We start from the raw sequence: 25,112 nt of genomic DNA, 5'->3' as shown, positions 1-25,112 counted from the left end.
CCCAGCTCCGCCGCCGCCCGGGGGTTGAGATGATTGACACGGTGTCACCAACGGCCATGACTCCTTTGACCACCAGAGTGCGTGGCGGCTTCTGGCTGCCGATCCTGGTGCTGGCGGTTCCCTGGGGCCAGGAACTGATTGATCAGCTGGTCTTCGGCGGCCAGTGGAACCTGCCCATGGAGCCCGGCGGCTCGTTCCTCGGTGTGCTCACCGCCCCCTTCAGCCACGCCGGCTTCGCCCACCTGGTCAGTAATTCGCTTTGGTTCCTTCCCCTCTCCTGGCTGGTGCTGCTCCAGGGCCGCCGCGACTACCTGGCGGTCTGGCTGGGGGTCTACCTGATGGCGATTCCCGTCTGGCTGTTCTGGCCCTACGGCAGCCATGGGCTCTCGGGGGTGGTCTATGGGCTGCTGGGCTATCTGCTGCTGGTCGGCTGGCTGGAGAAACGGGTGGGCTCGTTGCTGCTCTCGGTGTTTGCCTTGCTCAGCTATGGGGCCTTGCTTCCCAGCCTGTTGCCCTTCCTCAGCCCACCGGGGGTGAGCTGGATCGGCCACCTTTCGGGCTTCGCCGGAGGCGTGCTGGCGGCCTTCGCCGTGCACAAGGAGTCGACCTAAGTTGGAATCTCTACCCCTCCTTGATGGGCGATGGCGGATTCGGCCCCTGGCTGGCTTGAGCGTGGTTGGCGGGCCCTGGGGCGCACCCCTTCCCTGGTCAGCGCCATGGCGGTGCTGAGCCTGGGGCTGGTGGTGTCCAGTTCGGTGCTGATCAAGGGCTTCCGCCAGGCCAACGACAGCATCACCGTCACCGGCGCCAGCACCGAGCGCATCCGCAGCGACGCGGTGGATTGGACCCTGGAGGTGCGCCAGGGGGTGCCAGTCAAGGGGACTCCTACAAGGCGCTGCTGCCGGCTGTGGCCAGCACCACCGCCTTCCTGCGCGCCCAGGGGTTGACGGAGGCCGAGGTGCAGCTGGGGGCCGTCAAGTCCGACCGCGACGACGTCCGCGACCCGCGCACCGGTGAGCTGCGCTCCAGCGTCTGGACCAGCCGTCAGCCGATCCAGGTGGCCAGCGCCCGGGTGGAGAAGGTGGCCCAGGTGGCCCGTGCCGCGGCCCAGTTGATCGGCGAGGGGGTGCCGCTGACGATCAACGACCCCGCCTACACCTACGGGCGGCTGGCGGAAAAGCGCGTGGACATGCTCGCCAAGGCCACCCGTGATGCCCGGGCGCGGGCCAAGGCCATCGCCGCGGAAGCCGGCGCCAGGATCGGGGCGATCGTGAACGCCGACACGGGCTCGTTCCAGATCACCGCCCCCAATTCCACCGAAACCGGCGATACGGGCTCCTACGACACCCGCACGATCGACAAGGACATCACCGCCGTGATGGCCGTCACGTTCCGCGTGGAGTGATTTGTTGGCTGCGTCTGGGCGGCGTGATGCAGCCGAGCGCTCAGAACGGATCGCGCTCGATTCCCACACCGCTGGGGGCGAACAGGAAGATCAGATCATCGAGCTGCTCCTGGTGGCCATCGATGGCGAACACGCCCCCGGCGACGAAGTCGGCGGCCCGCTGGGCTTCCGAGGGCTCCATGGCGGAAAGGTTGAGCAGCACCGTCTTGCGCTCGCGCACGGCCATGACCGCTTCGGAGACCTCCTCGAAGCGGCGGGGCTGCATCAGGACCACCTCGTGGCCCCCCTCGGCAAAGCGGGTCATGACCTCAGGCTGGCGCGACCGGCTCCTTCTCGCCACTCGGCCCAGGAGTTCCTTGATGGAGCGCCCCTGGTCGGCTGCGGCTCCATCCACAGCGATCTGTGGTCGCAGCCCCAGCCGCGCCGCGAAGCCTTCGGCGCTCACATAGAACACCGGAGTGATGTAAAGCGTCACGATCTGGGAGACCACCAGGCCCCCCAGCACCACCAGGCCCAGGGGGCGGCGGGCCTCGGCCCCGGCACCGAGGCCCAGGGCAATCGGCATGACGCCGATCACCGATGACACAGTAGTCATCATAATCGGCCGGAAGCGTGTCAGTGAAGCCTGGTAGATCGCTTCGATGGGCGTCAGCCCCGTGCGCGAGGCCACGACGGCGAAATCGATCATCATGATGCCGTTTTTCTTGACGATGCCGATCAGAAGAATCAGGCCGATGTAGCTGTAGATGTTCAGCTCCGAGCCAAACAGGATCAAGGTGGCCAGGCCCCCCACCGCCGCCGAGGGCAGGCTGGTGAGGATCGTGAGTGGATGGATGAAATCCTCATAGAGGATCCCGAGCACCACGTAGATCACCAGGATCGCCAGAATGGCCAGCCAGCCCAGGTTGGCGAAGGATTCGCCGAACACCTTGGCGTCCCCCTGGAAGCTGGTGCTCACCCCCGCCGGCAAGCTCTCGCGCGCCAGATCGCTGATTGCTGCGGTGGCCCGATCGAGCGACACCCCCGGGCGCACGTTGAACGAAAAGGTGACCGAGGGCAGCTGCGCATTGTGGTTGATCGAGACGATGCCGCTGCCGCGCTCCAGGCTGGCCACCGCACCGAGGGGAACGAGCTTGCCGGCGCTGTTGCGGATCGAGAGCAGATCCAGATCGGCCGGTGAATTCTGATCCACCAACTTGACGCCACTGATCACGGCGTACTGGCCGTCAGATTTGTAGATCGTTGAGATCTGACCTTCGCCGTAGGCGTCCCGCAAGGTGCTCTGAAGGGTGGCCACGTTCAGGCCCAGGGCCGCCGCCCGGTCGCGGTCGATGTTCACCTTGAGCTTGGGGTTGTTCAGCAGCAGGTCACTGTTGACATCAGTGAGGTCGCCCATGGCGCGCAACTGGCGCTCGAAACCGGGCGCCACCTCCAGCAGCTGGGCCAGATCGATCGCCTGGAGCGTGAACTGATAGCGGGCGCGGCTCTGGCCGCCGCCGATGCTGATCGCCGCCGGCTGGCGCACGAAGCCCCGCAGGCCGGGGATGCTGTTGACCGTGCGCCGCAGGCTCCGGCTCAGCTCCGCGGCCCCCAGGGGGCGCACCGAGCGGGGCTTGAGGCGCAGGAACAGGCGGCCACTGTTGGAGGAGGCGTTGGGGCCGCCGGAGCCGATGGTGCTGTTCACCCCGTCGATGTTGGGGTTGGCCAGCAGCTTGCTCGCCAGCTTGTCCTGGAGGGCCGCCATCTCCGGAAACGAGATGCCCTCGGAGGCCTGGGTGTTGACGGTGAGCTGGCCGGTGTCCACATCAGGAATGAACCCTTTCGGCACCATCTGAAAGAACAGCACCGTGAGCACCAGCAGGGCCACGGAAAACAGATGCACGGCCCGGGGCCGGCGCAGGGCGGTGCCCAGGGTGCTGGCGTAAAGGTTGCTGAGGCGATCGAAGGATCGGTTGAACCAGCGCAACAGCTGGTTGTTCTCCAGCAGCCCGCTCGGCCTGGCGCCGGTTTCGGGCAAAAAGCGGGCCGCCATCATCGGCGTGAGTGTCAGGGCGACGACGCTCGAGAACATCACCGCCACGCTCAGGGTCACGGCGAACTCCCGGAACAGGCGTCCGAGCAGGCCCCCCATGAACAGAATCGGGATGAACACCGCCACCAGGGCCACGGTGGTGGAGATCACGGTGGTGGTGATTTCCTCGGAGCCCAGCAGCGCCGCCGTCCAGCGCCGCTCCCCTTGCTCCTGGCGGCGCACGATGTTCTCCACCATCACGATCGCGTCGTCGACCACGAAGCCCACGCTCAAGGTGAGCGCCATCAGCGAGATGTTGTTGAGCGAATACCCCAACAGCCAGATCACCCCGAAGGTGGCCACCAGCGAAATCACGATCGCCAGGGCAGGCAACGTGGTGGTCATCGGCGAGCCGAGGAACAGGTAGACCACCACGATCACCAGGGCGATGGTGAGCAGCAGGGTGTGCTCCACATCGGTGATCGATTCCTTGATCGCCTCGGAGCGATCAAACAGCACATCCAGGTTGATGGCGGCGGGAATCGAGGCCTTCAGCTCCGGGATCAGCGCGCGGATCTTGGCGGTGATCGCCACCGTGTTGCTGCCCGGTTGACGCTGGATCGCCAGCACGATCGACCGGGTGCCGTTGTACTTGCTGGCGAGGCGCTCATTGGCCACCGAATCGAATACCTCGGCCACATCGGAGAGGCGCACGGGTGAACCGTCCCGGTAGGCGACGATCAGCTGGCGGTAACCGGCGGCGTCATCGAGGCGGCCATTGTCTTCGACGGAGTAGGTCTGCTTGGGTCCGTAGAGGTTGCCCGTGGGCAGATTGGAGTTCCCGCCGCGCACGGCATTGAGGGCTTCGTCGATGCCGATTCCCTTGGCGCCAAGGGCCTGGGGGTCGAGGCGCACACGCACGGCATACTTCTGGGCCCCGAACACCTGCACCTGGGAGACCCCGTCGAGCATCGAGAGCCGTTGGGCCAGTTGCACCTCCGCGGCCCGGTTCACCTCCGCCAGCGGCAGCACCTCCGAGCTGAGCACCAGGTAGAACACCGGCTGCTCGGCCGGGTTCACCTTGCGCAGGGAGGGGGTGAGGGCAGATCGGGGGCAGCTGCCGGCTGGCCTGGGCGATCGCCGTCTGCACGTCCTGGGCGGCGGCGTCGATGTTGCGCTCGAGGTTGAACTGGAGCGTGATCTGGGTGCTGGACTGGCTGCTGCTGGAGGTGATCGTGCTGATGCCGGCCACGGTGGAGAACTGCTGCTCCAGGGGGTGGCGACCGCGGTGGCCATGGTCTCCGGACTGGCCCCCGGCAGGGAGGCGCTCACCTGCAGGGTGGGGAAATCGATCGTGGGCAGATCGTTGATCGGCAACTGGCCGTAGCCGATCAGGCCGAAGATCACCAGGGCCACGGCGATCAGCGTGGCGGTGACCGGCCGCCGGATCATCTGGTTCGCGAGGCTCATGGCTTGGTGCCTCCCTCGCGACTCGGTTGGCGCGGCCCCCCGGGCGGGCCGGACGCTCGGAGAGGCTCGCTCCGGGGCTGAGGGCGAACTGCCCCTTGGTGACCACACGATCACCAAGGCTCAGTCCGCCGAGCACCACCACATCACCATCGGCGGCGGGCCCGGTGCGGATCGGCCTGACCTCGGCCTTGCCGGCCTTGGGCTTGCCGCTGGCCAGGTAGACGTAGCTGCCCTTCTGGCCGATCTGCACCGCCGTCTGCGGCACCAGCAGCACGTTCTCGAGCCGCTCCAGCTGCAGCCGTCCCTTGACGAACTGACCCGGCACCAGCCTCTGGTCGTCATTGGCGAAGCGGCTCTTGATCCGCGTGGTGCCCGTGGTGGCATCGACCGCGTTGTCGATCGAGCTCAGCCGTCCGCGGATCGGTGCCGCGCCGGGGCCGCTGGCCTCCAGCTGCACCGGCAGGCCCGGCCGCAGCTGGCCCAGCAGCCGCTGGGGCACGGCGAAGACCACGTCGATGGGCGAGAAGCTGTTGACCAGCAGCAGCGGTGTGTTGTCCTGTTCGCGCACGTAGTTGCCCACGGTGACGCGCAGTTGGCCGGCGCGGCCGCTGATCGGCGAGCGGATCTGGGTGCGCTGGAGCTGCAACCGCGCCGTGGCCTCGGCGGCCCGGGTCGCCGCCAGATTGGCCAGGGCGCTGCTCACGGCGCTGCGGCTGCTCAAAGCGGTGGCCTCGGCGCTGTCGGCCTCACTCACAAACTGATCCTGCTGGTCGCTGCTCACGGCGCCCTGGCGTCCCAGGTTGCGGTAGCGCTCGGCCCGCACCCGGGCGGTGCGTGCCTGCGTGGCCGTGCGCGTGGCTTCGGCCCTGGCCTGGAGCACCCCCGCCTCGGCCTTCTGGCTGTTGGCACGGGCCTGGTTCAGGGCGGCCTGAAACTCGGCGGGATCAAGGCTGAGCAGCAACTGGCCGGCGCTCACCTGCTGGCCCTCGCGGAAATGCACCTTCTTCAGCATGCCCGACAGCTCGGGGCGAATGGCGGCGGAGGCCACCGCCTTGACCTCGCCGGTGAGCGGGAAGACCACATCGAGCTGGCCGCTGCGCACCTGGGCGGTTTCCACCAGGACAGGGGGGCGTTTGCGTTGCTCGCTCTCCTTCGGCAGCAGCCCTCGAACCAGCACGAGGCCCAGGGCGAGCCCACCGGCGACCAGCAGCCAGCGGGTGGGTCGTGGCATCCGCTGCCAGCGCTCGCGCAGGGGCCGAGTCAAGGGGACTGAATCCGTCACCGGGCCACCGTAGAAGCCGGATATGGGGCTTGCGTGTGCTGGCTACCACCGGAAGCGATCAAGCTGTGACCAGGTCTGTCCTTGGCTCAGGCCTGAGTTCGTCCGTGCAGCTGCCCGGCCGCCGCCCCATCGATCTGGCCGGCGTAGGCGCCGCGCCCCGCGATGCAGGCGGCGCCGCAGCGGGCGCCCAGGGCCAGGGCATCCTCCAGGCTCCAGCCGGCCGCCAACGCCGTGGTCAAGCCACCGGCGAAGGAATCGCCGGCCCCGTAGCTGTCCCCGTCGCCGCCCTCCAGCGCCACGGCGCTTGGCTGCGGCGCCCTGAAGCGTCCCCCGGGCCGGGTGAAACCGCCCCGGGCCCCTTCCGTTCCCACGTAGACCCCTGGCGCAGGCTCCAGGTCGCCGGGGGCATAGGCCTCACCGGGATCGCTGGCGCTGCCCACCAGGGCATCGAGGCAGATGCCGGCGGCACGGATCAGGGGCAGCCCCAGCCGCGGTGTGGCCGCCAGCACCCGCGCCCCACGGGCCCGTCGCAGCGCTTCGACGTCGCCAGCGGTCGCGAACACACCGTCGCAACGCTCGAGCTGCTCCCAGGGCAGATCGTCACTGGCGCAGGGGCTGAGCCGCTCGCCGAAGACGGTGATCGTGCGCTCGCCCCCGGTTCGATGAAGGTGATCGCCCGGCGGGTGGGGGCGTCCCGCCAGGCGATGTGCAGAGTCAGGCCCAGGGCCTTGAGTTCGGCGGCGCAACGCTCGCCGAGGGGATCGCGGCCGAGGGCGGTGTAGAAGCGGGCGCCGCCCGCCAGACGGGCCATCTGGGCGGCCACCACGGCCCCACCGCCGGCCGCCTGCTCGAACAGATCGCTGGCGTGCTGGATATCACCCGATCGCGGCAGGGCCGGCACCCGCACGAAGCTGACCCACTCCACGTGGCCCAGCACCGCCAGTCGCAACTCCTTAATGAGTGGTTTCAATGGCCCCGGGGGTGAATAGAACGGAGGTAGCTCAACCGGAGGCCGCCGTGGGACACCGCCATCGCTCCCCCCATCGCTCCAGTGACCAGCATCGGGGCCGCTCCGCGCCCACGCCGGAGGCCCAGCGGGCGGTGGAGCGGATCCACGCCAGCACCACCGCCCATTGGCGCAGCTTGATCGACGATCCTGACCACCCCGGCAGGCAGCTGGAGTTGCAGGCCTTCGAGCAGCGTCAGCGGGCCCGCTCCCACCGGCTGGAGCTGGGCCGGGTGCCGGCCGAACCCTGGACTCACGACGCTTCGGGAGCCCGGTAGACGAGCACGGGAAGGGTGCCGTGGGTGAGCACCCGCTGGGTTTCGCTGCCCAGCAGGAAGCCCGCCAACCCCCGCCGCCCATGGGACGCCATGAAGATCAGATCGCAGGAGTGGCGTTTGGCCGTATCAATGATCGCTTCGTAGATCACGCTGCTCACAAGGGTGACCCCTTCACTGCTGACCCCCGCCGCCGTGGCCTGCTCCTGGGCCTGGTGGAGCACGTGCTGGGCGTAGGCCACGTTGGAGCGCGCCATCTCCTCGTTCCAGCCTGGGTTGACCACCAGGGCGTCGCCGAAGAACGCCAGGTTGTCGGGGCCGAACAGTTCAGGTTGCACGTAGAGGAAGGTGAGGCGCGACGAGCCCTCACGGGCAAAATTCACGGCCCGCTCAATGGTCTGTTGCGAGAGGTTGGAGCCGTCGGTGGGCACGAGCAGGTGGCGGAACATGGGCGCTCTCGCTGTGGAGCCCAGGCTAGGTTCAACCCTCCAGCAGGTTCAGGTCCTGAAACCTGGGGACCAGCCAGTTGGGAATGCCGTCCACGTCCCAGTCCCAGAAGTTGCCGCGGCCCAGGTAGAGCGGTTCCCGGGCCAGGTAGGACTGAACCAGGGCGGAGAGCTCAAACTGCTGCAACGCGTCCTCCCGGTTCACCTGCCGCAGCCGGGCGGCGGCGGAGCCCTTGCTGACCGTCTTGGAGAAGCGCCTGATGAACATGACCTGAGTCAAGGTCGGGCTCAGGTTATCCGCATGCCAGATTCAGCGCCCGTGGGCCAGCGGAGCCATGAGCAAGATCCTGTTGATCCTGCTGATCGTGGGGGCTTTCCTGGCCTTGCAGAAGGGCTGGCTCAAGCCTGATTGGTCCGTGATCGTGAGGGATTCGGGCTTGCCCCTGCCGGCCCCGCCAGCCCAGCAGAACCAGAAACCGTGCCCGGCTCGCTAGGGCGAACCCCGCCGACCCGGTGGTTCCTGATCGGCAAGCCAACTTTGCATGGCTCAATCGGGGGATCGAGCAGGATCAGGTCCTCCTCGGCCTCGTCGAGACCGCAGTCGACGTAGGCCATGACAGTGGGAAAGTTCAGTTCCCTGAGCCATTCAACGAGGAAGCGGCGATCCATCATGGCCACGGAAATTTCCTCGAAATCGGAGAACACCACCGTCTGGTCGTTGATCGTGTGCTGCAGTTCCTCCAGTTCCCGGCAGATGGCCCGGTAGAGGCTGAAGTCGCGCTCAGTGAGCTGGGAGAGCTCTCTTCGTTTTGACGTCGCCATGGGCGGGCAGCATCGGCATGGAGATCATGGACAGGCTGATCAATCGGCAGGCCCCCCACCACGCTCCTGGGTTGCGCCTCATCTGCGCAGGGGGATTCAGCGCAGGCTGTTTCTGTGGCTGTCGTGGCCCAGGTCGTGGGTTGAGGCGGGGGGCGTGAGCCCAGCGCTCAGCTGGTGCCGACCAGGAGGCCAACGGCGAGACCCTTGACCATGGCCATCGATTAGGGAACGTCTTTCCAAACCTAATCAGCTCCTTCGGGCCTGACGGCATCGCCAGCAAACAGAAGTAAAAGCCTTTCAACTCATCGAGAGATGATCCACCGAGCACGGCTCATCTGCAGCGCCGATGCGGTGATGGTCCCTCAGCGGGGGTGGTCCAGTCTTCGAACCACTGGCGCCGCCAGAGCCAGTACACCTGGATCAGGGCCACCAGGGCCATCAGAGCCATGGCGTAGGCATAGCCATAGCGCCAGTGCAGTTCGGGCATGTGCTCGAAGTTCATGCCATAGACCCCGCCGATGAAGGTGAGCGGCGCAAAGATGCTGGTGAGGATCGTGAGCGTCTTCATCACCTGGTTCATGCGGTTGCCCACGCTCGCCGCATAGGACTGGGTGATGGCATCGCATTGGTTGCGCAGCAGTTCGCAGTTCTCGAACAGCAGATCCACCAGTTCGCCCATGTCCTGGAAGCCGGCGGTGGCCTCCCGTCCCAGCAGCTCCTGGCGCTGACGCAGCAGCACGCGGATCTGGTGGCGCAGGGGCCAGATCTGGCCGCGGATCGTGAGCAGGTTGGAGCGGTGCTGGAAAGTGCGCTTCAGCAGTTTCGGTCTGGGGTCCCGCAGGGCCGCCTCCTCCAGATCGCAGAGCCGGTTGGCGATCAGCTCCAGCATCGGGAACAGTTCATCGAGGATCTCATCCACCAGGAAGTGGAGGATGTCGTCGAGGTCGCGCAAGTCCGTGGCCCCCACCTGGGACTCCAGCCAGTCGGTGAGCGCCGGGAACGCCTCCCCCACGGGCGCTTCTTCAAAGCTCACCAGCAGTCCCGGCAGCAGCAGGGCCCCCACCTGGGAGCTGAGCAGATGGGCGGGGTCATGGGCAAAGCTGAAGCGGTGCAGCACCACCAGCAGCGCTTCGCCGAGGGAATCCACCCGAGGCCGTTGGGGCACCTCCAGCAGCGGCGGCAGCAACATTGCCGGCACCTCCAGCGCCTGCAGCATGGCCGTGATCGGCCGTGGGTCGCTCAGACCCATCACCCGCAGCCACAGGGGCACTCCTCGAGTCTTCAGGGCTGAGAGCTCTTCGGGGTTCCGCAGGGAGTGGAGCCTGGGGCCTTCGCTCTCGAACACCACAACACTGAAGCGGCTGGGCTGACGACCGCCGTGGACATAGAGCTGGGTGGGGATGGCGGCAGGACGTTCCTCCAGTCGATAGGAGCGGAGGGCGCCGGGGGTGGGTCGCAGCAAGGGGGAGGGAGTTCATCCGGCTGATGGCCATCTCAGGCCAGCGGGGTCACCTTCGCCTGCATCAGGGGCGACATGGGCTCAGGGAGGGTTCGCCGCAGTTGGGCCTTGGCGACGCTCACGTAGGCCAGGAAGGCGTCGTATTTGTTGTCGAATTCCCCCAGGGACTGGCGGGTGCCATCGATCAGGATGCGGGCGCGAAAGCGGCCGGTGCTGCGATCCTGGGTGACCCCCTTGAAGCCCGTGCTCAGGTCGCTTGGGGTGACTCGGCGGGGGCGCCGCGGTTGGCCCTGGGGGGTGGCCCTCAGGTTGTTGATGCGGTGGTCGTCGCGGTTGCCGTTGATGGGTGTGATCTCCCGCCCGATTGGATCCACCCCGTGGTGCAGGCACCAGATGATGCGTGTCAGGGCGTAGCGCTGACCCTCGATCGACACCTGCCAGCGACCGTCATGGCCCTTGCTGCCGGCCCGCTCGCCCTGGCGGCTCTGTCCGCTGGGGGCCATGCCGCCCTTCCAGCTGCAGTGGCCGGTGCGGGGGTCGTAGTTGAGCTGCTGACGCAGAAATTCCGGCGGCGGCAGCCGTTTGTGATTCGCCATGCCCCAGGGAGCGCCCCCGTGATAGTAGAAGGCGCCGGAGGGGGCCGCCCACCGGCAACAGCACCCTGCGGCCCCGCCGTTCCAGGTCGCGCTGGACGCTCCAGCAGGTGGGGGAAGCGGGGGTAGACGAGCGGCATGGGCATGGCGAGCTCCAGACCGCTCACAGCTCCTGGGCGTGCGATCGCTGTGGGTTGCGCTGGTTGCACGTCCCTCCGCTTGCGTCAGTGGTGTGGCCCTGGCGGAGAAACGTGTGCTGCCGATCTGCCGCACGTCGGCTCCGGATCACCTCCCTAGCCTTGTGGAACAAAAGATCTTCCATCCCAGGGCCGTTGTGGGGTGGTCAGCTTTTCTGCGGTCGATCGCCGTTGCCTGGTGATCAGCTGTCACCTGGTCGCCCGCGGTTCTGATTCCCCTGCCTGCTGTTGCCATGGCTGGTGGCGGGGCAGGAGCGCGGTGATCGTTCTGTCTTGGAGCCTCAACGATGCGCATCGCCCAGATCTCGCCGCTCGATGAATGTGTGCCGCCCCTGCGCTACGGGGGCACCGAGCGGGTGGTGCACTACCTCACCGAGGAACTGGTGCGCCGCGGCCATGAGGTGGTGCTGTTCGCCAGCGGTGATTCCACCACCAGCGCCGAGCTCTATCCCTGCGTGCCCCGGGCCCTGCGGCAGGCGGGCTACCAGGGTGATCGCAGCGTGCCGGCGTTGATCCAGCTCGATTGCGTGGCCGAGCAGCTGCACCGCTTCGATGTGCTGCATTTCCACACCGGCCACGGCCATTACCCCCTGACGGCGCGCCTGAACGTGCCCCATCTCACCACCATCCACGGCCCGATGTCGGCCGCCTCGATGGCCGAGCTGCACCGCCACTTTGATCAGGTGCCGTTGGTGTCGATTTCCGAGTCCCAGCGCCGGCCGTTGCCCCAGGCCCGCTGGCTCGGCACGATTCACCACGGTCTGCCCGCGGATCTCTACCGCTTCGAGCCCACGCCGTCGCCCTATCTGGCCTTCGTCGGGCGCATCTCGCCGGAGAAGCGGCTTGATCGCGCCATCGAGATCGCGGCGGCGGCGGGGTTGCCGCTCAAGGTGGCGGCCAAGGTCGATGCGGCGGACCGCGACTACTTTCACACCGTGATCGAGCCGTTGCTGGAGCGCCATCCCGCCGTGGAGTTCATCGGTGAAGTCGACGACGCCGGCAAGCAGGAGCTGCTCGGCCATGCCCTGGCGCTGCTGTTCCCGATCGACTGGCAGGAGCCCTTCGGACTGGTGATGATCGAGGCCAACGCCTGTGGTACCCCTGTGATCGCCTGGCGCAACGGCTCCACCCCCGAGGTGATCATCGATGGCCTCAACGGGGTGCTGGTGGAATCGATCGCGGCGGCGGTGGCGGCGGTGGGCCGCATCAAGGAGCTCTCGCGCCCGGCCATCCGCGCCGATTTCGAGCGCCGTTTCAGCGTCGAACGTCAGGCGATCGCCTACGAGCAGCTCTACGGGCGCTTGATGGGGGAGTCGAACGCGCCCCCGGAGCAGGCCAGGTTGGGCGGTGATGGAGCCGACCGCAACCAGGTGTGCCATGCGGCTTGATCAGCTCCCCCGTTCGTGCTCAAGGATGGCGAGACCTTCGCCATGCTCGATCGCCGGGGCGAGATCAGCCCAGGGGCCCATCCCGACTCCGGGGTGTTTCACCGGGGCATGCGCCATGTGAGCCAGCTGGAACTGCTGCTCTGGGGCTGTCCCCCTCCGTGCTCTCCTCCACCGAACGGGAGGAAATGGGGCTGCACATCAGCCATCTCAGCAACGACGGCTTCGCGCCCGGCTCGCTGCCAGCGGGCACGGTGCACCTGGAGCGCAGCACCGTGCTCACTCCCACGGGTCTGCTGCAGCAACTGAGCTTCACCAGCTACGCCGCCTCCAGCGTCACGATTCCACTGGTGCTGCTGGTGAATGCCGATTTTCTCGACATCTTCGAGGTGCGCGGCATCCACCGGGACAACCGCGGCACCCGGGTTTACAGCTGCACCGCCGACAGCCTGGAGGTGGTCTACCGGGGCCTCGACGGGACCGACCGAAGCACGGCCCTGCGGCTGGAGGCGGAGGTGCTGGATGTATCCGAAACGGAGCTGCGTTTCGCCTTCGACCTGGAGCCCCGCTGCACCCGCAAGCTGGCCCTGATGCTGGATTTCCATCCGCAAGCGGATTCCGGGTCTTCCCCCAGGAAGCCTTCGATGCGGCCCTGGAGGCCACGGTGGAGCGGTTTCGGCTCAACCGTCTGCTCAACGCCTCGATCAGCACCGACAACCCCGCTTTCAACGCCTGGATCGACCGCTCCACCTCCGACGTCCATCTGCTTTCCACCCAACTCGACCACGGCCTCTATCCCTATGCCGGTGTGCCCTGGTTCAGTTGTCCCTTCGGACGTGATGGCCTGATCACCGCCCGCCAGATGCTGTTGGTGGAGCCCCGCCTGGCCCGGGGAGTGCTCGGATTCCTGGCCGAACAGCAGGCGCGTCACTGCGACTCCGCCTCCGACGCCGAGCCGGGCAAGATCCTGCATGAGGCGCGCCTGGGGGAAATGGCGGCCCTGGGGGAGGTGCCGTTCGGCCGCTACTACGGCAGCGTCGATGCCACGCCCCTGTTTTTGCTCCTGGCGGGCGACTACCTCCTGCGCAGCGACGACAGGGATTTCATCAACAGCCTGCGCCCGGCCCTCGACAGCGCCATGGCCTGGATCCGCAACGCCGAGGCCCAGAGCCCGGATGGATTCCTGCGTTACCTCTGCGCCGCCCAGGGGGCTTGCGCAACCAGGGCTGGAAGGACAGCGACGATGCGGTCCACCATGCCGATGGCCGGCTGGCGGAGGGTTCGATCGCCCTCTGTGAGGTGCAGGCCTATGCCTACGGGGCCCGGCGGGCGTTGGCGGCGATTGAGCAGCGCTGCGGCCATCCTGAGGCGGCGGAGAGGTTGCAGGAGGAGGCGCGCGACCTGCGCCGTCGCTTCCACGCGGCCTTCTGGAGCGATGCGATCGGCACCTATGCCCTGGCGATCGACGGGGCGGGGGAGCCCTGTGTGGTGCGGACCTCGAATGCGGGCCACTGCCTCTGGACCGGCATCGCCAGCCGGCCGGCGGCGGCGGCGATCGCCCGGCAGTTGTTGGCGCCCACCAGCTTCAACGGTTGGGGCGTACGCACCCTCGATGAACGGGAGGTCCGGTACAACCCGATGAGCTATCACAACGGTTCCGTCTGGCCCCACGACAACGCCTTGATCGGCCTGGGGCTGGCCCGTTATGGCCACAGCAGTGAAGCGATGCGGATCTTCACCGGCCTGTTCGATACGGCCTGTGCCATGCCCCAGTACCGCCTGCCGGAACTGTTCTGCGGTTTCCCCGCCAGGAGGGGAGGAGCCCACCCACTATCCGGTGGCCTGCAGTCCCCAGGCCTGGGCCAGCGGCTCGGTGTTCGGTCTGCTGGAGGCGATCACCGGGATGGGCATCGGCCGCGAGGCGACCACGGGCCGGGTGCAGGTGCTCTTCCGCAACCCCGTGCTGCCCAGGGGCATTGACCGCATGGAGATCTCCGGTCTGCGGCTGGGGGAGGAGGAGATCGATCTGCACCTGCACCGCAGCGAGCACGACACCGGCGTGCTGGTGCGGCGGCGCACTCCAGGGGTGGATGTGATGATCTCGAAGTGAGCTCGGGCCATAAAAAACCCCGGGGAGCGAAGCTCTCCGGGGTTATCTGCCGCAGAACGCGGCGAAGGGACAGGCGCTTGTGTCCCCGGTGAATCAGTAGCGGCCGCCGCCGCCACCGCCGCCGTAACCGCCGCCGCCGCCGCCGCCATAACCGCCGCCACCGCCACGATTACCGCCGCCGCCGCCGCCGCCGGTGCGTGGCTCAGCTTTGTTGACCCGGATGTTGCGACCCATCCATTCAACGTTTTGAAGGTCGTCGATGGCCTTGGCCTCTTCAGCCTCGACAGCCATGTCGACGAAGGCGAAGCCGCGCTTGCGACCGGTTTCCCGATCGAGGGGCAGGCTGCACTGTTTGACTTGACCGTAAGTAGCGAAAAGCTGTTGGAGGTCTTCCACTTCGGCATCGAAGGAAAGGTTGCCCACGTAAATCGTCATGAACTCAGGAACTATGAATCGATTCCTCGACGGCCCTGAAGAGAGGTTGAGCCCACTTCGTAGAGAAATCTTGGAACCATTCACACCCTAGGGCCGCGGGTGGCCCCGAGGGTTCGGTCCTCCGCCGGCGGTGCCGACTTCCTTGCGATCGGCGATAACTCAGCGGCCCCCCAGGCGTTCCGCATCGCCACCGTTCCTCCCGCCGCTGGGGACGAAGTAGACCCTGGGATGCTGCTGGCGTTGCTCCTGAAGCCCGTGGGGCATTGGCTTTGCAGGGCTGCAGCGGCTCTGCTGCGCTGCCCCTGGCGTGACCTGGTGGCCATGGGGCGTGGGGCGGTGAGCCTTTTACCCCTTCGGGCTTGCAAGGGCTGGAGTAACTGGCCGGAGAGAGCGCCCCATGAACAAATGTGAAATCTTGTGCTGCTTGTTTGAAAACCATGGCCCCGGGTGACGGTTGTCAGTGATCCCCCATCGATCGGCCTACGGTCCTGCCTGGCGCCTCCCTTCGCCCCACCCCTCGTCCTTCGCCCCTCCTCCGATGACCCTGATCAGAGCCCCCTATCTGGGTATCGAACGCTTCGCCAACGACCGCAACAAGGAAGGCTGGATCACCGATTCCGACAACGACAAGAGCCTCACGATCCGGGCCGTCTACCAGCAGGTGCTCGGTCAGCAATACGTGATGCAGAACGAGCGGCTCGAAGGAGTCGAATCCCTCTACCGCAACGGCTTTTTCAACGTGCGTGAACTGGTGCGGGCCGTGGCCAGGAGCGGTCTCTACCGCAGCCGCTTCTTTGACAATTGCAATCCCTACCGCTTCATCGAGCTCAACCACAAACACCTGCTGGGCCGCGCTCCCCACAACCGCGACGAGATGCTCCACCACTTCACGATCCTGCAGGAGCAGGGAGTGGATGCCGAGATCGACTCCTACATCGACAGCCCTGAGTACCAGGAGCGTTTCGGCATGGACGTGGTTCCCTACATCCACGGCTGGGACTATTCCGCGGGACTGGAGGGCCGCCAGTTTTCCTGGCTGATGCAGCTCGCCCGCGGTGCCGCCGCCTCGGTCAAGGGGGATGTCGCCGGCACCCGTTTCCGCTTGGGCGGCGCCCTGCACCAGAACCGGGCCGTGCCGGTGGTGAGCCCGAGCGCCAGTGAGGGGCCGTTCCGCTCCGTGGTCAGCACCGGAGCTGCGGCAAGCGACGCCAGCGTCGCCGGTGCCCACACGGCCCGGGGCCCCGGCCAGGCCCACAAGATCCATGGTCTCCAGGGAGCCTCCGGCCGCACCGTGACCCTGCACGTGAGGGGCATCGTCAACCTCGACGCCGAGCGCTGCGCCGATGTGGTCTGGCGGGTGCCGTTCGCGCGCTTCAACGAGGCGATGCAGCGGGCGAACCGGCTCGGCGGCCGCATCACCCAGGTCAGCGTGGGCTGAACCCGGAGCACCAGGGCCTGGGCTTCCGTGGCGCTGGTGCGCCCCTGGAGCCGCAGGCCGGCCAAGGCGGGCCCTTCACTGAGCGGGAGCTGAACCCGCCGAAGCGAAGGGCGTGCGCGACTGAGGCGTTCAACCTGAGCCACCACTAGAGAAAGGTTCCCAGGCGTGCCGCTGCAACGGCCCCGGAATCACCTCAACGTGTGGGAGCCATCACAGGGTTCGGATTCCCGCTGGCACGGCCGCAATCAACCGTTACGGTTGCACTAGTTTCTTCATACATCGATCTGCTCTCCAGGCGCCCCAAGGGGTTTCGTCGTCTGGAGGCTCTCGTGCCGGTTGTCCCCTCGCCTACGTAACCATGACCCTCGAATCAGGTTCTTTCGTTCAGGTCAGCGGCAAGTCCGATGGCACTTATCAGGTGGTCAGCCTCGACGACGCCTCAGAGTCCTGCTGGGTGCGCCGCTGGCCCTGGCCCGCAATGGTTCGCCTCCTTTTTGCGTTCCCCTGAGCCAGGTGACCCCGGCGAAGCCTGCTGGGGTGAACTCTGAACAATCCGTGGCCTGCTGAGCCTCAGGGTTGGCCGGCGTACCAGGAGCGGTACCACTGCTCCATCTGCCTGATCTCATCGCTCTGCACCTTCACCATCCCCTGCTGGAGCTCTCTGAGCTCCGGGTGCTGGGCATTGATCTGGGCCATCGACGCCATCATCACTCCCATCTGATGGTGGGGAATCATCTGCTCGATGAAGGCCCGATCGAAATCCGTGGCCCTGCGCAGCGCGGCCGAGATTCGTCCCCCCGTGGCCCATGCGGCCACCGCCCATCCCCATCCCCATGCCCATGGGGCCCATCCCGCCCTGCCAGCCCCAGAGCGAACCGGGCCCCCAGGAGGGAACGTCCTTTCCGAACCATTGCCTGTACCAGGCGCGCATCTGGGCGTTCTCCCTCGTCTGACTCGCCTGGATGCTCCTCGCGAGGGCCTTGATCTCGGGCCTGCGGGCACGGGTGAGGGCGAGGTCGGCCATGGCGATTGCCCCCTCGTGGTGGGGAATCATCATCACGATGAATGGCCGATCGGAGTAGGCCATCCCCATCGGACCGCCGCCACCCATGGCTCCGCCATCGCCTGTCCTCCCTGAACCACCACTCCAGCCCTGCGACAGCGATGGGAAGCCTGTGACCAGGCCCGCGCTGAACGCCCCTGCGGCGGCCAGGGCCAGGACTGTCGCTCCCCAGGCTTTGGGGTGCTTGTGATTGCTGGCCATCTGAGCCTCTCGTTTCCTTTGAGTTTCTGCTTCCAGGCTGGTCACGCTTGGAGAATGTGAAGCGCGCCGTTCAGCCTGGGCGGCTGTGACAACGCGCAGGTTGGTCACACCTGAAGGTTGGGGCAGATCACCGCGTCATCCTGAAGCGGATCGCTCTGCCAGTTCCCGAGCAGCGTTTGCAGCTCCACCCGCAGCAGGCCCAGCTCCTTGATGCGTTCGTCGATGCGCCCGATCTGGCGGCTGAGTTGCTGCTGGATGTCGTGGCAAGGCAGTAGCCCGGCGTCGTGGGGTGCGAGGCACTCCTGAATCTCCTCCAGGCTCAGACCCAGGGCCTTGAGGCGGCGGATGAAGGCCAGGCGCCTCAGGCTTTCCTCACTGAAGAGCCGGTAACCACCGGGGCTTCGGCCCACGGCAGGCAGCAGGCCGAGCTCTTCGTAGTAGCGAAGCGTCTTGACGGGCAGGCCACTGCGGGCCGCCAGCACACCGATCTTGAGGCCCTGAGGCGGGGACGCGATGATCACGGGGGTTGACTCTCCACCTGAGAGGAGAATCTAAGGTGGTCGGATTCGCTGATGCATGCGTCCCTTGCTGCCCCCAAAGCTGCCTCGTTTCTGGAACCTGTCGGTGGCGGCTCTGGTGCTGCTCGGTGCCAACGGCGCTCAGGCCCAGGCCAATGACATGTTCCCCACCAGGTCCACTGCTGAGACGCACGCCAGGGAGCTCAGGTGCAGCGGCAGCTTCGCCATGGGCCGTGAGTGGATGCCCTGCGCCAGCTTCGAGGCCTACCAGAAGGCCGTGTCGAAGGAAAAGTGAGCCGTTGGCTCCCCCCATGAAAACCCTTCCTTTGAGCCCCCACCGTGGTGGTCATGCTGCCCTGATCCTGGTGCTGGCTGGCGTCCTGGCGGTCTTGATGCCGCCAGGCGCAGGGGCCCACATGCAGGGCATGTTCAAGACCAAAGCCGAGGCCGAGAAGCGGGCCGCTGAGCTCAAATGCAAGGGCGTGTTCGCCATGGGTTCGCTCTGGATGCCCTGCGCCAACGAACGGGCTCTCCATGAGACCCTGCAGAAGAACTGATGACCGGCCCAAGCAGCACCTTGCGCCAGCGACACCTACGGCGACACGTTCGGCGGCGCCTTCATCGCGCCCTGGTGCCGATCGCCGCGCTGCCGCTGATCATCACTGCCCTTTCAGGCTCGATCTACGGCCTGCTGCTGGCCCACAACATCGAGGCCTTCTGGCTCATGAAAATCCATACCGGCAACTTCGGGATCATCAATCTGCAGCCCTATTACTCCGCCATCATGGGGATTCTGACGTTGATCGTTGCCATCACCGGTGTCGGCCTGTGGCTCAGCGGCCGCCGCAGGACAACCCCAGCCGCGAGCTAACGCCAGCAGCCCTCGAATGCCGCTGCGAGCCCCATAGGTTGAAGTCATGCCTTCGGGTGATGGTCCGGCCCCTGATGTCTGCCCCCCCATGAGCGCCCCAGTCCCAGCCCCGTCCTGCTGCCATGGCGACAGCAGCGGCACCTCGACCCCGGACCTGGAGCGGGAGCTGGCCCACGAACTCACGCTCCTGCGCCGCAAGCTCTCCGTGGCGGCTGTGCTGACCGGCCTGGTGGTGCTCTCCAGCCTGCCCCACATGCTCGGCGGGATGCATCTCCCCTTTCTGCCGGACTGGTTCACCAGCCCCTGGGCCCAACTGCTGCTCTCCACACCGGTGCTGTTCTGGTGCGGGCGGGAGTTCTTCAGCGGCGCCTTCTCGGCTTTTCGGCAGCACAGCGCCGACATGAACACCCTGGTGGCCGCCGGCACCGGCATTGCCTGGCTTGCGTCGCTGGTGGCCACCGTCGCTCCGCAGCTGCTCACGGCGGAGGGGTTGCCAGCGGACGTCTATTACGAAACGGCCGCGGTGATCATCAGCCTGATTTTGCTGGGCCGCCTGCTGGAGGCCCGGGCCCGGGGCCAGACATCAGAGGCGATCCGGCGGCTGCTGAAGCTGCAGCCCCCCACGGCCCGTGTGCTGCGCGACGGTGTGGCCCAGGAGATCCCGGTGGCGCAGGTGGTGGTGGGCGATCGGGTGCAGGTGCGCCCCGGCGAGAAGCTGCCTGTGGATGGGGTGGTGGTGGAGGGCCGCTCCTGGGTGGAGGAATCGATGCTCACCGGTGAACCCACCGCGGTTGAAAAGGGGCCCGGCGACACGGTGATCGGCGCCTCGATGAACCGCAGTGGCAGCTTCAGCTTCCGCGTCAGCCGCGTGGGAGCCGACACGGTGCTCGCCCAGATCGTGGAGCTGGTGCGTCAGGCCCAGAGCTCCCGCACCCGGGTGCAGAAGCTGGCGGATCAGGTGGTGGGCTGGTTCGTGCCGGTGGTGATCGCCATCGCCATTGCCGCCTTCGTGGGCTGGTTCCTGGTCAGCGGCAACCCGGTGCTGGCGATGCTGTTCCTGGTAAGTGTGCTGGTGATCGCCTGCCCCTGTGCCCTGGGCCTGGCCACGCCGACGTCGATCATGGTGGCCTCCGGCAAAGGGGCCGAGAGCGGGCTGATCTTTCGCAGTGCCGAAGCGCTGGAAACAGCCGGCGGTCTGCGCACGATCGTGCTCGACAAGACCGGCACCCTCACCCTCGGCCAGCCGCAGGTGACCGATTTCGAACGGCTGAGCGACGGTGTGCTGCCCGCCGGCAGCGTGCTGGCGCTGACGGCGGCCTTGGAAAGCCGCTCGGAACACCCCTGGCCGAGGCGATCGTGACCTATGCCCGTTCCAAGATCCAGGATCCGGACCTCCCCGGCGTGGAGGGCTTCGAGGCCATCGCCGGACGGGGTGTGCGGGGCGCTGTGGCCGGTCAGCAGGTGCTGGTGGGGACCCCCGCTGGCTCACCGAGCTGGGCCTCGACACCGCCACACTTCTGCCGCTGGTCCAACGGCTCGAGGCCGCCGCCTGCAGCGTGGCGGCCGTGGTGGTGGACAACCGGATCGAGGCTTGCTTCGGCGTCGCCGACCCCCCAAGGTCGATGCCCCCGCTGCCGTGGCCGCCCTCAGGCGCCTGGGGCTGTCGGTGGTGATGCTCAGCGGTGATGCCCGCGTCACCGCCGAAGTGGTGGCCGCCCAGGTGGGGATCGAGCGGGTGATCGCCGAGGTGCGTCCCGCCGATAAGGCTGCGGTGATCCGCCGGTTGCAGGAGCAGGGGGAGGGCCCGGTGGCGATGGTGGGCGATGGCATCAACGACGCCCCCGCCCTGGCCCAGGCCGACGTGGGCCTCGCCATGGGCACCGGCACCGATGTGGCGATCGCCGCCAGCGACATCACCCTGATCTCCGGCCACCTGGCCGGGGTGCCGGCGGCGATCGAGCTCAGCCGCCACACGATGGCCAACATCCGCCAGAACCTGGTCTTCGCCTTCGCCTACAACGTGGCCGGCATCCCGATCGCCGCAGGGCTGCTGTTTCCGTTCACCGGCTGGCTGCTGAGCCCGATGATCGCCGGCGGCGCCATGGCGTTCAGCTCTGTGTCGGTGGTGAGCAATGCCCTGCGCTTGCGCCGTTTCAGGCCCACTCCCCTCCCCGTGGCGGCGTCGTGATGGTGCTTGCTGCCCTGATGGCGGGGGTGCCGCCACCCATGGCGGGGCCCATGGTGCCGCCCGCGCTGCGGCCGAACCCCTCTGGCGCACGGTCGAGCAGCCCCTGGGCCTCAAGCTGCTGGTGGTCGTGGTCGGCCTGGCTTTGATCGTCTGGGAGCTCTGGTGGTTTCTGGGGCGCCATGGAGCCGGCGTGGCGGCTCGGGTGGGGGAGCAGGGCCTCCAGGAGATCACGATCACGGTGGATGGCGGCTATGCCCCCGCCCGGATCAAGGCGATGGCCGGCCGCCCGCTCAGGCTCTCTTTTCACCGCCTCGATCCCAGCGGCTGTGTGGCCCAGGTGATCTTCCCCGACTTCCACAAAACCCTCGATCTGCCCCTTGATGCCACCACCATCCTGGAGCTGCCGGCTTCCCCGCCGGGGATCTATCCCTTTCATTGCGGCATGAACATGGTGCGCGGTGTGCTCGAGCTGGAGTGACGTTCTGAGCGCGTCAGAGCGCAAACAGAGCGTCGTACTTGTGGTACTCCGGTTTGCGTAATCCCTCCACCGCCAACATCCGGCGCAGCTCCATGATCTCCGCCCGCTGGGCCACGATCACACCGCGCGCAAAACGACGGATCGTTGGATGGGTGCTTTTGGCCAAGGCGTCGTGGGCCATGATCAGCGCCCCGCCGTGGTGATCGAGCATCCCCTCGAGGAACCACACCACCCGGTTCTCTTTGGTGGGAAGCTCACCCATCATTCGCATGCCGTCGATCTGGGCCTGGCCCATGCGGGTGAGCCCCGAGAGGCTGTTGGGATCGCCGCCGCTGGCCAGGGCCACCGGATAGACCGGCGCCTGGGGGTACCAGGCCTTGCGCCATAGGCCCATGGCGCGGATCTCGCCCGCCTGATCCCGCCAGATCGTCTTGCCCAGGGCCCCGACACCGGGCGCTCCGATGTCGAAGACGAATTCGCTCATGCGCAGCGCCCCGGTGTGGTGCTGCACCATGCCGTCGATGAAGCGCAGGTCGTAGGTGGAGCCCGCTGGGCCCACGTCATGGGCGTGGCCGGCATGGGCAGGATCCGCACCGGTCGGTGCAGCCATGCCGGGCATGACCTCCATGCCGCGATGGCCCGCGTGGGGATCCATCTGGGCCAGGGCCGGGGAGGAGAGCAGCGCCGCAAGGGTGAGTGCGGAGACCCCGAATCGGAACACTGGTCCAGCCATGGGTAAAGGGAGTGAACAGGTGGAGATGTCCACCGTATGGTCTCCTGTCAGGTGGAGAGTCAAGGGGGACGCGAACGTCGCCCCTGCGCAGGGGCCATGGATTCAGAGACCCCTCGGGCGTCCGATTCCAGGGCTTCGTTGTCGACGTGCCCCTGGGCGTGCATGAGGGGCCGATGCGCCTTCCTGCAGGAGGATCAGGCCCTTCCCGCCTCCAGGAGCCGCTCGATCTGATCGAGGGCCTCGTCGAGTGGATCGATCGCCGCAGTCAGGGCCGCGCCGCTCGCTTCCTCGGAGTTCCACTCGCGATCGATCTGGCGCTGAAGCTGTTGCAGCCCCCGTCGATCGCCTCCAGGCGGGTGGCAAGGGCCAGCAGCCGGGCCTCGCGCTCGTCCATCCCCTGGTGGGCGGCGCTGAGGTTGCGGCTGAGTTGATCCACGAGGCGCCGGCGTTCCTGGCGCAGGGGCCCGTCGGCGTCACGCGTCAAGGCCTGTTGCTCGCTGCGCAGGCGCAGGGAGAGATCATCTGTGGAGAGCAGCACGCCGCCACCGGACTGGAGCAGCGGGCGGCGGCTCTCCAACCTCTGGGGCAGGGCCGCGAGGCGCTCGCAGCAGAGTTGCACGCGGCCCAGTCCCTCGAGTTGAACCGTCGCGGTGAAGCGCTCGATCGCCTGCAGCCTGAGGGTCTCTGCCTGGGCCGCCAGCTCGCTGGCCCGCAGCAGGGCCGCATCGATGCCGGCCTCCACCCGACGATCGTGCAGCCGCTGGCCCTGGCTGGGGCGCCGCCGCAGGGATCGGCCCAGGGCCGCCAGCAGCAGGGCGGCCCCCAGGCCCAGCAGCAACCCCGGCCCCAGGGCCAGCCAGCCGAGCCTCACCACGGCCACCAGCAGCAGGCCAGCGGCGGCGACCGCCAGGGGTTCATCGAGGGGATCGATCCAGGCCGGCAGGCGTGCCATCAGAAGGCCAACTGCAGGTCTTCCATCCGTTTGCGGATGCTTTCGGGCGTGCCGGTGGCAAATTCACCGCCGTTGCCCAGGGCGATGCGCTTGAGCACGTCGCCATCGAAATCACCTGTGTTGCCGTAGCCGATCGTGAACACGGCGATGCGTTCATCGGCGCCGAAGCCACTTTGTTTGAGCGCGCTGATCAGGTTCTCCAGGGGCAGAGTTGAGCCGTTGTCCTGGCCATCGGTGAGCACCACCACCGCCAGGATTTCACCGGGCTTACGGCTACTCAGCAGCCAGTCGCGTCCCTGATTCACGGCGTCGTAGAGGCGGGTGCCACCTTCGGCCTGCAGAGAGCTCACGAACTGGCTGCCCTGTGACCCACTGCCTGCAGTAACGCTGCCCGCAGCACCGCTGCCGGAGGCGGCTGCGCCCCCGCGCACCACTACTGGAGGGCGCAGGCTGGCATCGAAATCAAACAGTCCAACCGTGTCCCGGGGGCCGATCTGGGCCAGGTAGGCCTGCAGGCTGCGCTGGGCGGCCGCCAGTTTTTCCCCTTCATCGAGCCGGAGCTGTCCACCACCAGGGCCACCCGCGACGGCTTCTTGGCCAGATCCCGCCACACCTGGATGATCGCCTCGACCACCTCTGGTTTCGGTGCCCGCAGGGAGTCGTAGACGGCGCCCGGATCGGCGCCCAGGGCGGGGGTGACGCGGCTGGCGGGCACGGCGGGATTGGCGGGCCTGAGGCCCTCGGCGGCCGCCAACTGCTGGATCGCCGGTTGTTGGAGCCGTTCGATCAGCAACAGGGCCGCCTGTTTTTCCTTCGCCGACACCCAAGGGGCATTGGGCAGGATCACCCGCATCGTGCTGGCATAGATGGCACGCGGGTAGACGGCCTTCATCGCCTCCTGGTCGGGGCCGCGGCGGCTGTTCACCCCCACCACCGAGGATTCGTACACCGCCCCCACCGAGGCCCAGAACACCCCGTTGCGCTGCATCGCCCGGGCGAGTTCATCGGTGGAGCTGCCGTAACGGGTGACATGGCGCTCGATCGCCGCCAACTGATCGGCGTGGGCACGCACATCGGCAACCGTGAGCTGTTCAGGCCGCTTGCCGGACGCCTCGGCCACCATCGCCACCACCGTCTGCAGGCCGGAGTTGGAGCGGGTCGGGGCGGTGTGCACAAAGCGGATCGGCTGGAAGGGGCCGCTGGGGTCGAGCTGGTGGTGGTCGCTGCTGCGGGCCAGGGCGGTGAAGGGGTCAGGGCGGTTCAGACCCTTCGCCAGCTCAGGCGTGGTCATCAACACCATCGGGCTCGACGCCAAAGCGGGGGCGTCGGCGGGCAAGGGGATCAGCTCCCGGGTCGGGGCCAGCCGCTGCAGCCGGTGACGCAGCAGCTCCAGGTAGATCTCCCCGTCCACCGAGAGCAGGGTGGGAATACGCGGATCATCCGCCGCGCCGCCGCCCTGGAGCACGCCCCGGGCCTGGTCTTCGATCTGCTGCACCACATCGCCACTGCCGGCGGAACGGCAGCGCAGCAGCACGGGGGTGCGGTCGGGGAGCTGGGGTGGGTCCTTGGCGATCGCCGCCGCTGCGCTCTGGCAGAAGCCCTTGAGGGCGCTGCCCACCAGCATCTCCAACTCCAGGGGGAGGAGACCAGAAGGAGCAACCCGCCAGGCTCAGCAGCAGGGAGGCGCAGAGGGCCTGCGGCAGGGGCCGGGCCATGGAGGTTGCCCATCGACAGACCCATTGTGGGGCGATTCGCGCTCCAGCGGTCAGACTGG

Annotated in this window: 29 protein-coding genes and 4 pseudogenes; 15 read left to right on the top strand and 18 right to left on the bottom strand. The window is 67.4% G+C overall.

Translation table 11 applies throughout. The features are described 5' to 3' along the window. The first annotated feature begins 29 nt into the window (after positions 1-29). From AAF143_RS14085 to AAF143_RS14075, 3 genes are read left to right on the top strand one after another with little or no spacing between them, the layout of a single operon-like run. Entirely contained in the window at positions 30-611 is a 582-nt protein-coding gene (locus tag AAF143_RS14085; protein WP_414027226.1) for a rhomboid family intramembrane serine protease, read from the top strand. Positions 612-641: 30 nt separating this feature from the next. Further along, positions 642-947, top strand: coding sequence for a hypothetical protein (locus AAF143_RS14080; RefSeq protein ID WP_414027225.1), 306 nt, complete (start codon positions 642-644; stop codon positions 945-947). Further along, positions 908-1,405, top strand: a complete 498-nt coding sequence (locus tag AAF143_RS14075; protein ID WP_414027224.1) for an SIMPL domain-containing protein — start codon at positions 908-910, stop codon at positions 1,403-1,405. The genes AAF143_RS14080 and AAF143_RS14075 overlap by 40 nt, the downstream gene beginning before the upstream one ends. Positions 1,406-1,445: 40 nt before the next feature. On the opposite strand, the gene AAF143_RS14070 is transcribed toward AAF143_RS14075, so the two are convergent. From AAF143_RS14070 to AAF143_RS14050, 5 genes and pseudogenes are all read right to left on the bottom strand, one after another. Next, positions 1,446-4,496, bottom strand: coding sequence for an efflux RND transporter permease subunit (locus AAF143_RS14070; RefSeq protein ID WP_414027223.1), 3,051 nt, complete (start codon positions 4,494-4,496; stop codon positions 1,446-1,448). Positions 4,497-4,587: 91 nt separating this feature from the next. Next, positions 4,588-4,868 (bottom strand): annotated as a pseudogene (locus AAF143_RS14065) (efflux RND transporter permease subunit); the annotation flags it as partial. Positions 4,869-4,959: 91 nt separating this feature from the next. Further along, positions 4,960-6,117: pseudogene (locus tag AAF143_RS14060) on the bottom strand (efflux RND transporter periplasmic adaptor subunit); the annotation flags it as partial. 137 nt (positions 6,118-6,254) lie between these two features. Then, complete coding sequence (locus tag AAF143_RS14055) at positions 6,255-6,677, bottom strand: PfkB family carbohydrate kinase (protein ID WP_414027222.1); 423 nt, start codon at positions 6,675-6,677, stop codon at positions 6,255-6,257. Then, positions 6,641-7,138, bottom strand: a complete 498-nt coding sequence (locus AAF143_RS14050) for a PfkB family carbohydrate kinase (RefSeq protein ID WP_414027221.1) — start codon at positions 7,136-7,138, stop codon at positions 6,641-6,643. The genes AAF143_RS14055 and AAF143_RS14050 overlap by 37 nt, the downstream gene beginning before the upstream one ends. Positions 7,139-7,149: 11 nt before the next feature. Here AAF143_RS14050 and AAF143_RS14045 point away from each other — a divergent pair, with 11 nt between their 5' ends. Beyond that, the gene (locus AAF143_RS14045) at positions 7,150-7,452 is read left to right on the top strand and encodes a hypothetical protein (RefSeq protein ID WP_414027220.1); all 303 of its coding nucleotides are present in this window, start codon (positions 7,150-7,152) and stop codon (positions 7,450-7,452) included. On the opposite strand, the gene AAF143_RS14040 is transcribed toward AAF143_RS14045, so the two are convergent. The 5 genes from AAF143_RS14040 to AAF143_RS14020 all read right to left on the bottom strand — a co-directional run bounded on the left by AAF143_RS14040 (position 7,428) and on the right by AAF143_RS14020 (position 10,772). Beyond that, a complete protein-coding gene (locus AAF143_RS14040) occupies positions 7,428-7,898 on the bottom strand; it encodes a universal stress protein (protein WP_255006431.1) in 471 nt (156 codons plus the stop codon). The two genes, AAF143_RS14045 and AAF143_RS14040, sit on opposite strands and share 25 nt — an antisense overlap. A 31-nt stretch (positions 7,899-7,929) precedes the next feature. Continuing rightward, positions 7,930-8,163, bottom strand: a complete 234-nt coding sequence (locus AAF143_RS14035) for a hypothetical protein (protein WP_255006430.1) — start codon at positions 8,161-8,163, stop codon at positions 7,930-7,932. A gap of 131 nt (positions 8,164-8,294) precedes the next feature. Beyond that, the gene (locus AAF143_RS14030) at positions 8,295-8,717 is read right to left on the bottom strand and encodes a hypothetical protein (protein WP_414027219.1); all 423 of its coding nucleotides are present in this window, start codon (positions 8,715-8,717) and stop codon (positions 8,295-8,297) included. 331 nt (positions 8,718-9,048) lie between these two features. Continuing rightward, complete coding sequence (locus AAF143_RS14025) at positions 9,049-10,179, bottom strand: magnesium and cobalt transport protein CorA (protein WP_414027218.1); 1,131 nt, start codon at positions 10,177-10,179, stop codon at positions 9,049-9,051. A 32-nt stretch (positions 10,180-10,211) separates the two neighbouring features. Next, positions 10,212-10,772, bottom strand: a complete 561-nt coding sequence (locus AAF143_RS14020; protein ID WP_414027217.1) for an HNH endonuclease — start codon at positions 10,770-10,772, stop codon at positions 10,212-10,214. 481 nt (positions 10,773-11,253) lie between these two features. Here AAF143_RS14020 and AAF143_RS14015 point away from each other — a divergent pair, with 481 nt between their 5' ends. The 4 genes and pseudogenes from AAF143_RS14015 to AAF143_RS14000 all read left to right on the top strand — a co-directional run bounded on the left by AAF143_RS14015 (position 11,254) and on the right by AAF143_RS14000 (position 14,461). After that, positions 11,254-12,354 carry a glycosyltransferase family 4 protein gene (locus AAF143_RS14015; protein WP_255006405.1) on the top strand — a complete coding sequence of 367 codons (1,101 nt, stop codon included), beginning with the start codon at positions 11,254-11,256 and terminating at the stop codon, positions 12,352-12,354. 42 nt (positions 12,355-12,396) lie between these two features. Then, positions 12,397-13,199 (top strand): annotated as a pseudogene (locus tag AAF143_RS14010) (glycogen debranching N-terminal domain-containing protein). A gap of 364 nt (positions 13,200-13,563) precedes the next feature. Next, positions 13,564-14,331, top strand: coding sequence for an amylo-alpha-1,6-glucosidase (locus tag AAF143_RS14005; protein WP_414027216.1), 768 nt, complete (start codon positions 13,564-13,566; stop codon positions 14,329-14,331). Between the two features lie 4 nt (positions 14,332-14,335). Further along, on the top strand, positions 14,336-14,461 hold the full coding sequence (locus AAF143_RS14000) for a hypothetical protein (protein ID WP_414027215.1): 126 nt from the start codon (positions 14,336-14,338) through the stop codon (positions 14,459-14,461). A gap of 93 nt (positions 14,462-14,554) precedes the next feature. On the opposite strand, the gene AAF143_RS13995 is transcribed toward AAF143_RS14000, so the two are convergent. Next, complete coding sequence (locus AAF143_RS13995) at positions 14,555-14,896, bottom strand: RNA recognition motif domain-containing protein (RefSeq protein WP_255006402.1); 342 nt, start codon at positions 14,894-14,896, stop codon at positions 14,555-14,557. 538 nt (positions 14,897-15,434) lie between these two features. Between AAF143_RS13995 and AAF143_RS13990 the strand changes: the two genes are divergently transcribed. Beyond that, positions 15,435-16,334, top strand: coding sequence for a phycobilisome rod-core linker polypeptide (locus AAF143_RS13990; RefSeq protein WP_255006400.1), 900 nt, complete (start codon positions 15,435-15,437; stop codon positions 16,332-16,334). 570 nt (positions 16,335-16,904) lie between these two features. On the opposite strand, the gene AAF143_RS13985 is transcribed toward AAF143_RS13990, so the two are convergent. From AAF143_RS13985 to AAF143_RS13975, 3 genes and pseudogenes are all read right to left on the bottom strand, one after another. Continuing rightward, a complete protein-coding gene (locus AAF143_RS13985; RefSeq protein ID WP_414027214.1) occupies positions 16,905-17,150 on the bottom strand; it encodes a DUF305 domain-containing protein in 246 nt (81 codons plus the stop codon). Positions 17,151-17,190: 40 nt separating this feature from the next. Next, positions 17,191-17,358, bottom strand: a pseudogene (locus AAF143_RS13980) (DUF305 domain-containing protein); the annotation flags it as partial. Positions 17,359-17,702: 344 nt separating this feature from the next. Then, positions 17,703-18,119, bottom strand: coding sequence for a heavy metal-responsive transcriptional regulator (locus AAF143_RS13975; RefSeq protein WP_255006393.1), 417 nt, complete (start codon positions 18,117-18,119; stop codon positions 17,703-17,705). A 55-nt stretch (positions 18,120-18,174) separates the two neighbouring features. Here AAF143_RS13975 and AAF143_RS13970 point away from each other — a divergent pair, with 55 nt between their 5' ends. The 6 genes from AAF143_RS13970 to AAF143_RS13945 all read left to right on the top strand — a co-directional run bounded on the left by AAF143_RS13970 (position 18,175) and on the right by AAF143_RS13945 (position 21,653). Then, positions 18,175-18,411 carry a DUF3721 domain-containing protein gene (locus AAF143_RS13970; protein ID WP_255006392.1) on the top strand — a complete coding sequence of 79 codons (237 nt, stop codon included), beginning with the start codon at positions 18,175-18,177 and terminating at the stop codon, positions 18,409-18,411. 70 nt (positions 18,412-18,481) lie between these two features. Then, on the top strand, positions 18,482-18,673 hold the full coding sequence (locus AAF143_RS13965; protein ID WP_414027213.1) for a DUF3721 domain-containing protein: 192 nt from the start codon (positions 18,482-18,484) through the stop codon (positions 18,671-18,673). Further along, the gene (locus AAF143_RS13960) at positions 18,673-18,987 is read left to right on the top strand and encodes a hypothetical protein (RefSeq protein ID WP_255006388.1); all 315 of its coding nucleotides are present in this window, start codon (positions 18,673-18,675) and stop codon (positions 18,985-18,987) included. The genes AAF143_RS13965 and AAF143_RS13960 overlap by 1 nt, the downstream gene beginning before the upstream one ends. Before the next feature lie 88 nt (positions 18,988-19,075). Next, positions 19,076-20,347, top strand: a complete 1,272-nt coding sequence (locus tag AAF143_RS13955; protein WP_414027212.1) for an HAD-IC family P-type ATPase — start codon at positions 19,076-19,078, stop codon at positions 20,345-20,347. A 231-nt stretch (positions 20,348-20,578) separates the two neighbouring features. Continuing rightward, positions 20,579-21,175: an HAD-IC family P-type ATPase gene (locus AAF143_RS13950; protein WP_414027211.1), complete on the top strand. Its 597-nt coding sequence runs from the start codon at positions 20,579-20,581 to the stop codon at positions 21,173-21,175. Beyond that, on the top strand, positions 21,120-21,653 hold the full coding sequence (locus tag AAF143_RS13945; protein WP_414027210.1) for a cupredoxin domain-containing protein: 534 nt from the start codon (positions 21,120-21,122) through the stop codon (positions 21,651-21,653). The genes AAF143_RS13950 and AAF143_RS13945 overlap by 56 nt, the downstream gene beginning before the upstream one ends. Positions 21,654-21,666: 13 nt before the next feature. Here AAF143_RS13945 and AAF143_RS13940 read toward each other — a convergent pair whose 3' ends face one another. The 4 genes from AAF143_RS13940 to AAF143_RS13925 form a co-directional block, all read right to left on the bottom strand. Next, positions 21,667-22,386, bottom strand: coding sequence for a DUF305 domain-containing protein (locus tag AAF143_RS13940; protein WP_255006382.1), 720 nt, complete (start codon positions 22,384-22,386; stop codon positions 21,667-21,669). 265 nt (positions 22,387-22,651) lie between these two features. After that, the gene (locus tag AAF143_RS13935) at positions 22,652-23,338 is read right to left on the bottom strand and encodes a hypothetical protein (protein WP_414027209.1); all 687 of its coding nucleotides are present in this window, start codon (positions 23,336-23,338) and stop codon (positions 22,652-22,654) included. After that, on the bottom strand, positions 23,338-23,769 hold the full coding sequence (locus AAF143_RS13930; RefSeq protein ID WP_414027208.1) for a VWA domain-containing protein: 432 nt from the start codon (positions 23,767-23,769) through the stop codon (positions 23,338-23,340). The genes AAF143_RS13935 and AAF143_RS13930 overlap by 1 nt, the downstream gene beginning before the upstream one ends. Positions 23,770-23,771: 2 nt before the next feature. Continuing rightward, complete coding sequence (locus tag AAF143_RS13925; RefSeq protein ID WP_414027207.1) at positions 23,772-24,962, bottom strand: extracellular solute-binding protein; 1,191 nt, start codon at positions 24,960-24,962, stop codon at positions 23,772-23,774. Positions 24,963-25,112 lie beyond the last annotated feature (150 nt).

This window comes from Cyanobium sp. ATX-6F1 (assembly GCF_047395825.1).
In the GTDB taxonomy this organism is placed as follows: domain Bacteria; phylum Cyanobacteriota; class Cyanobacteriia; order PCC-6307; family Cyanobiaceae; genus ATX-6F1.
The sequence above is the reverse complement of the archived record's forward strand: the minus strand, read 5'-3'. Positions and strand labels throughout refer to the sequence as shown.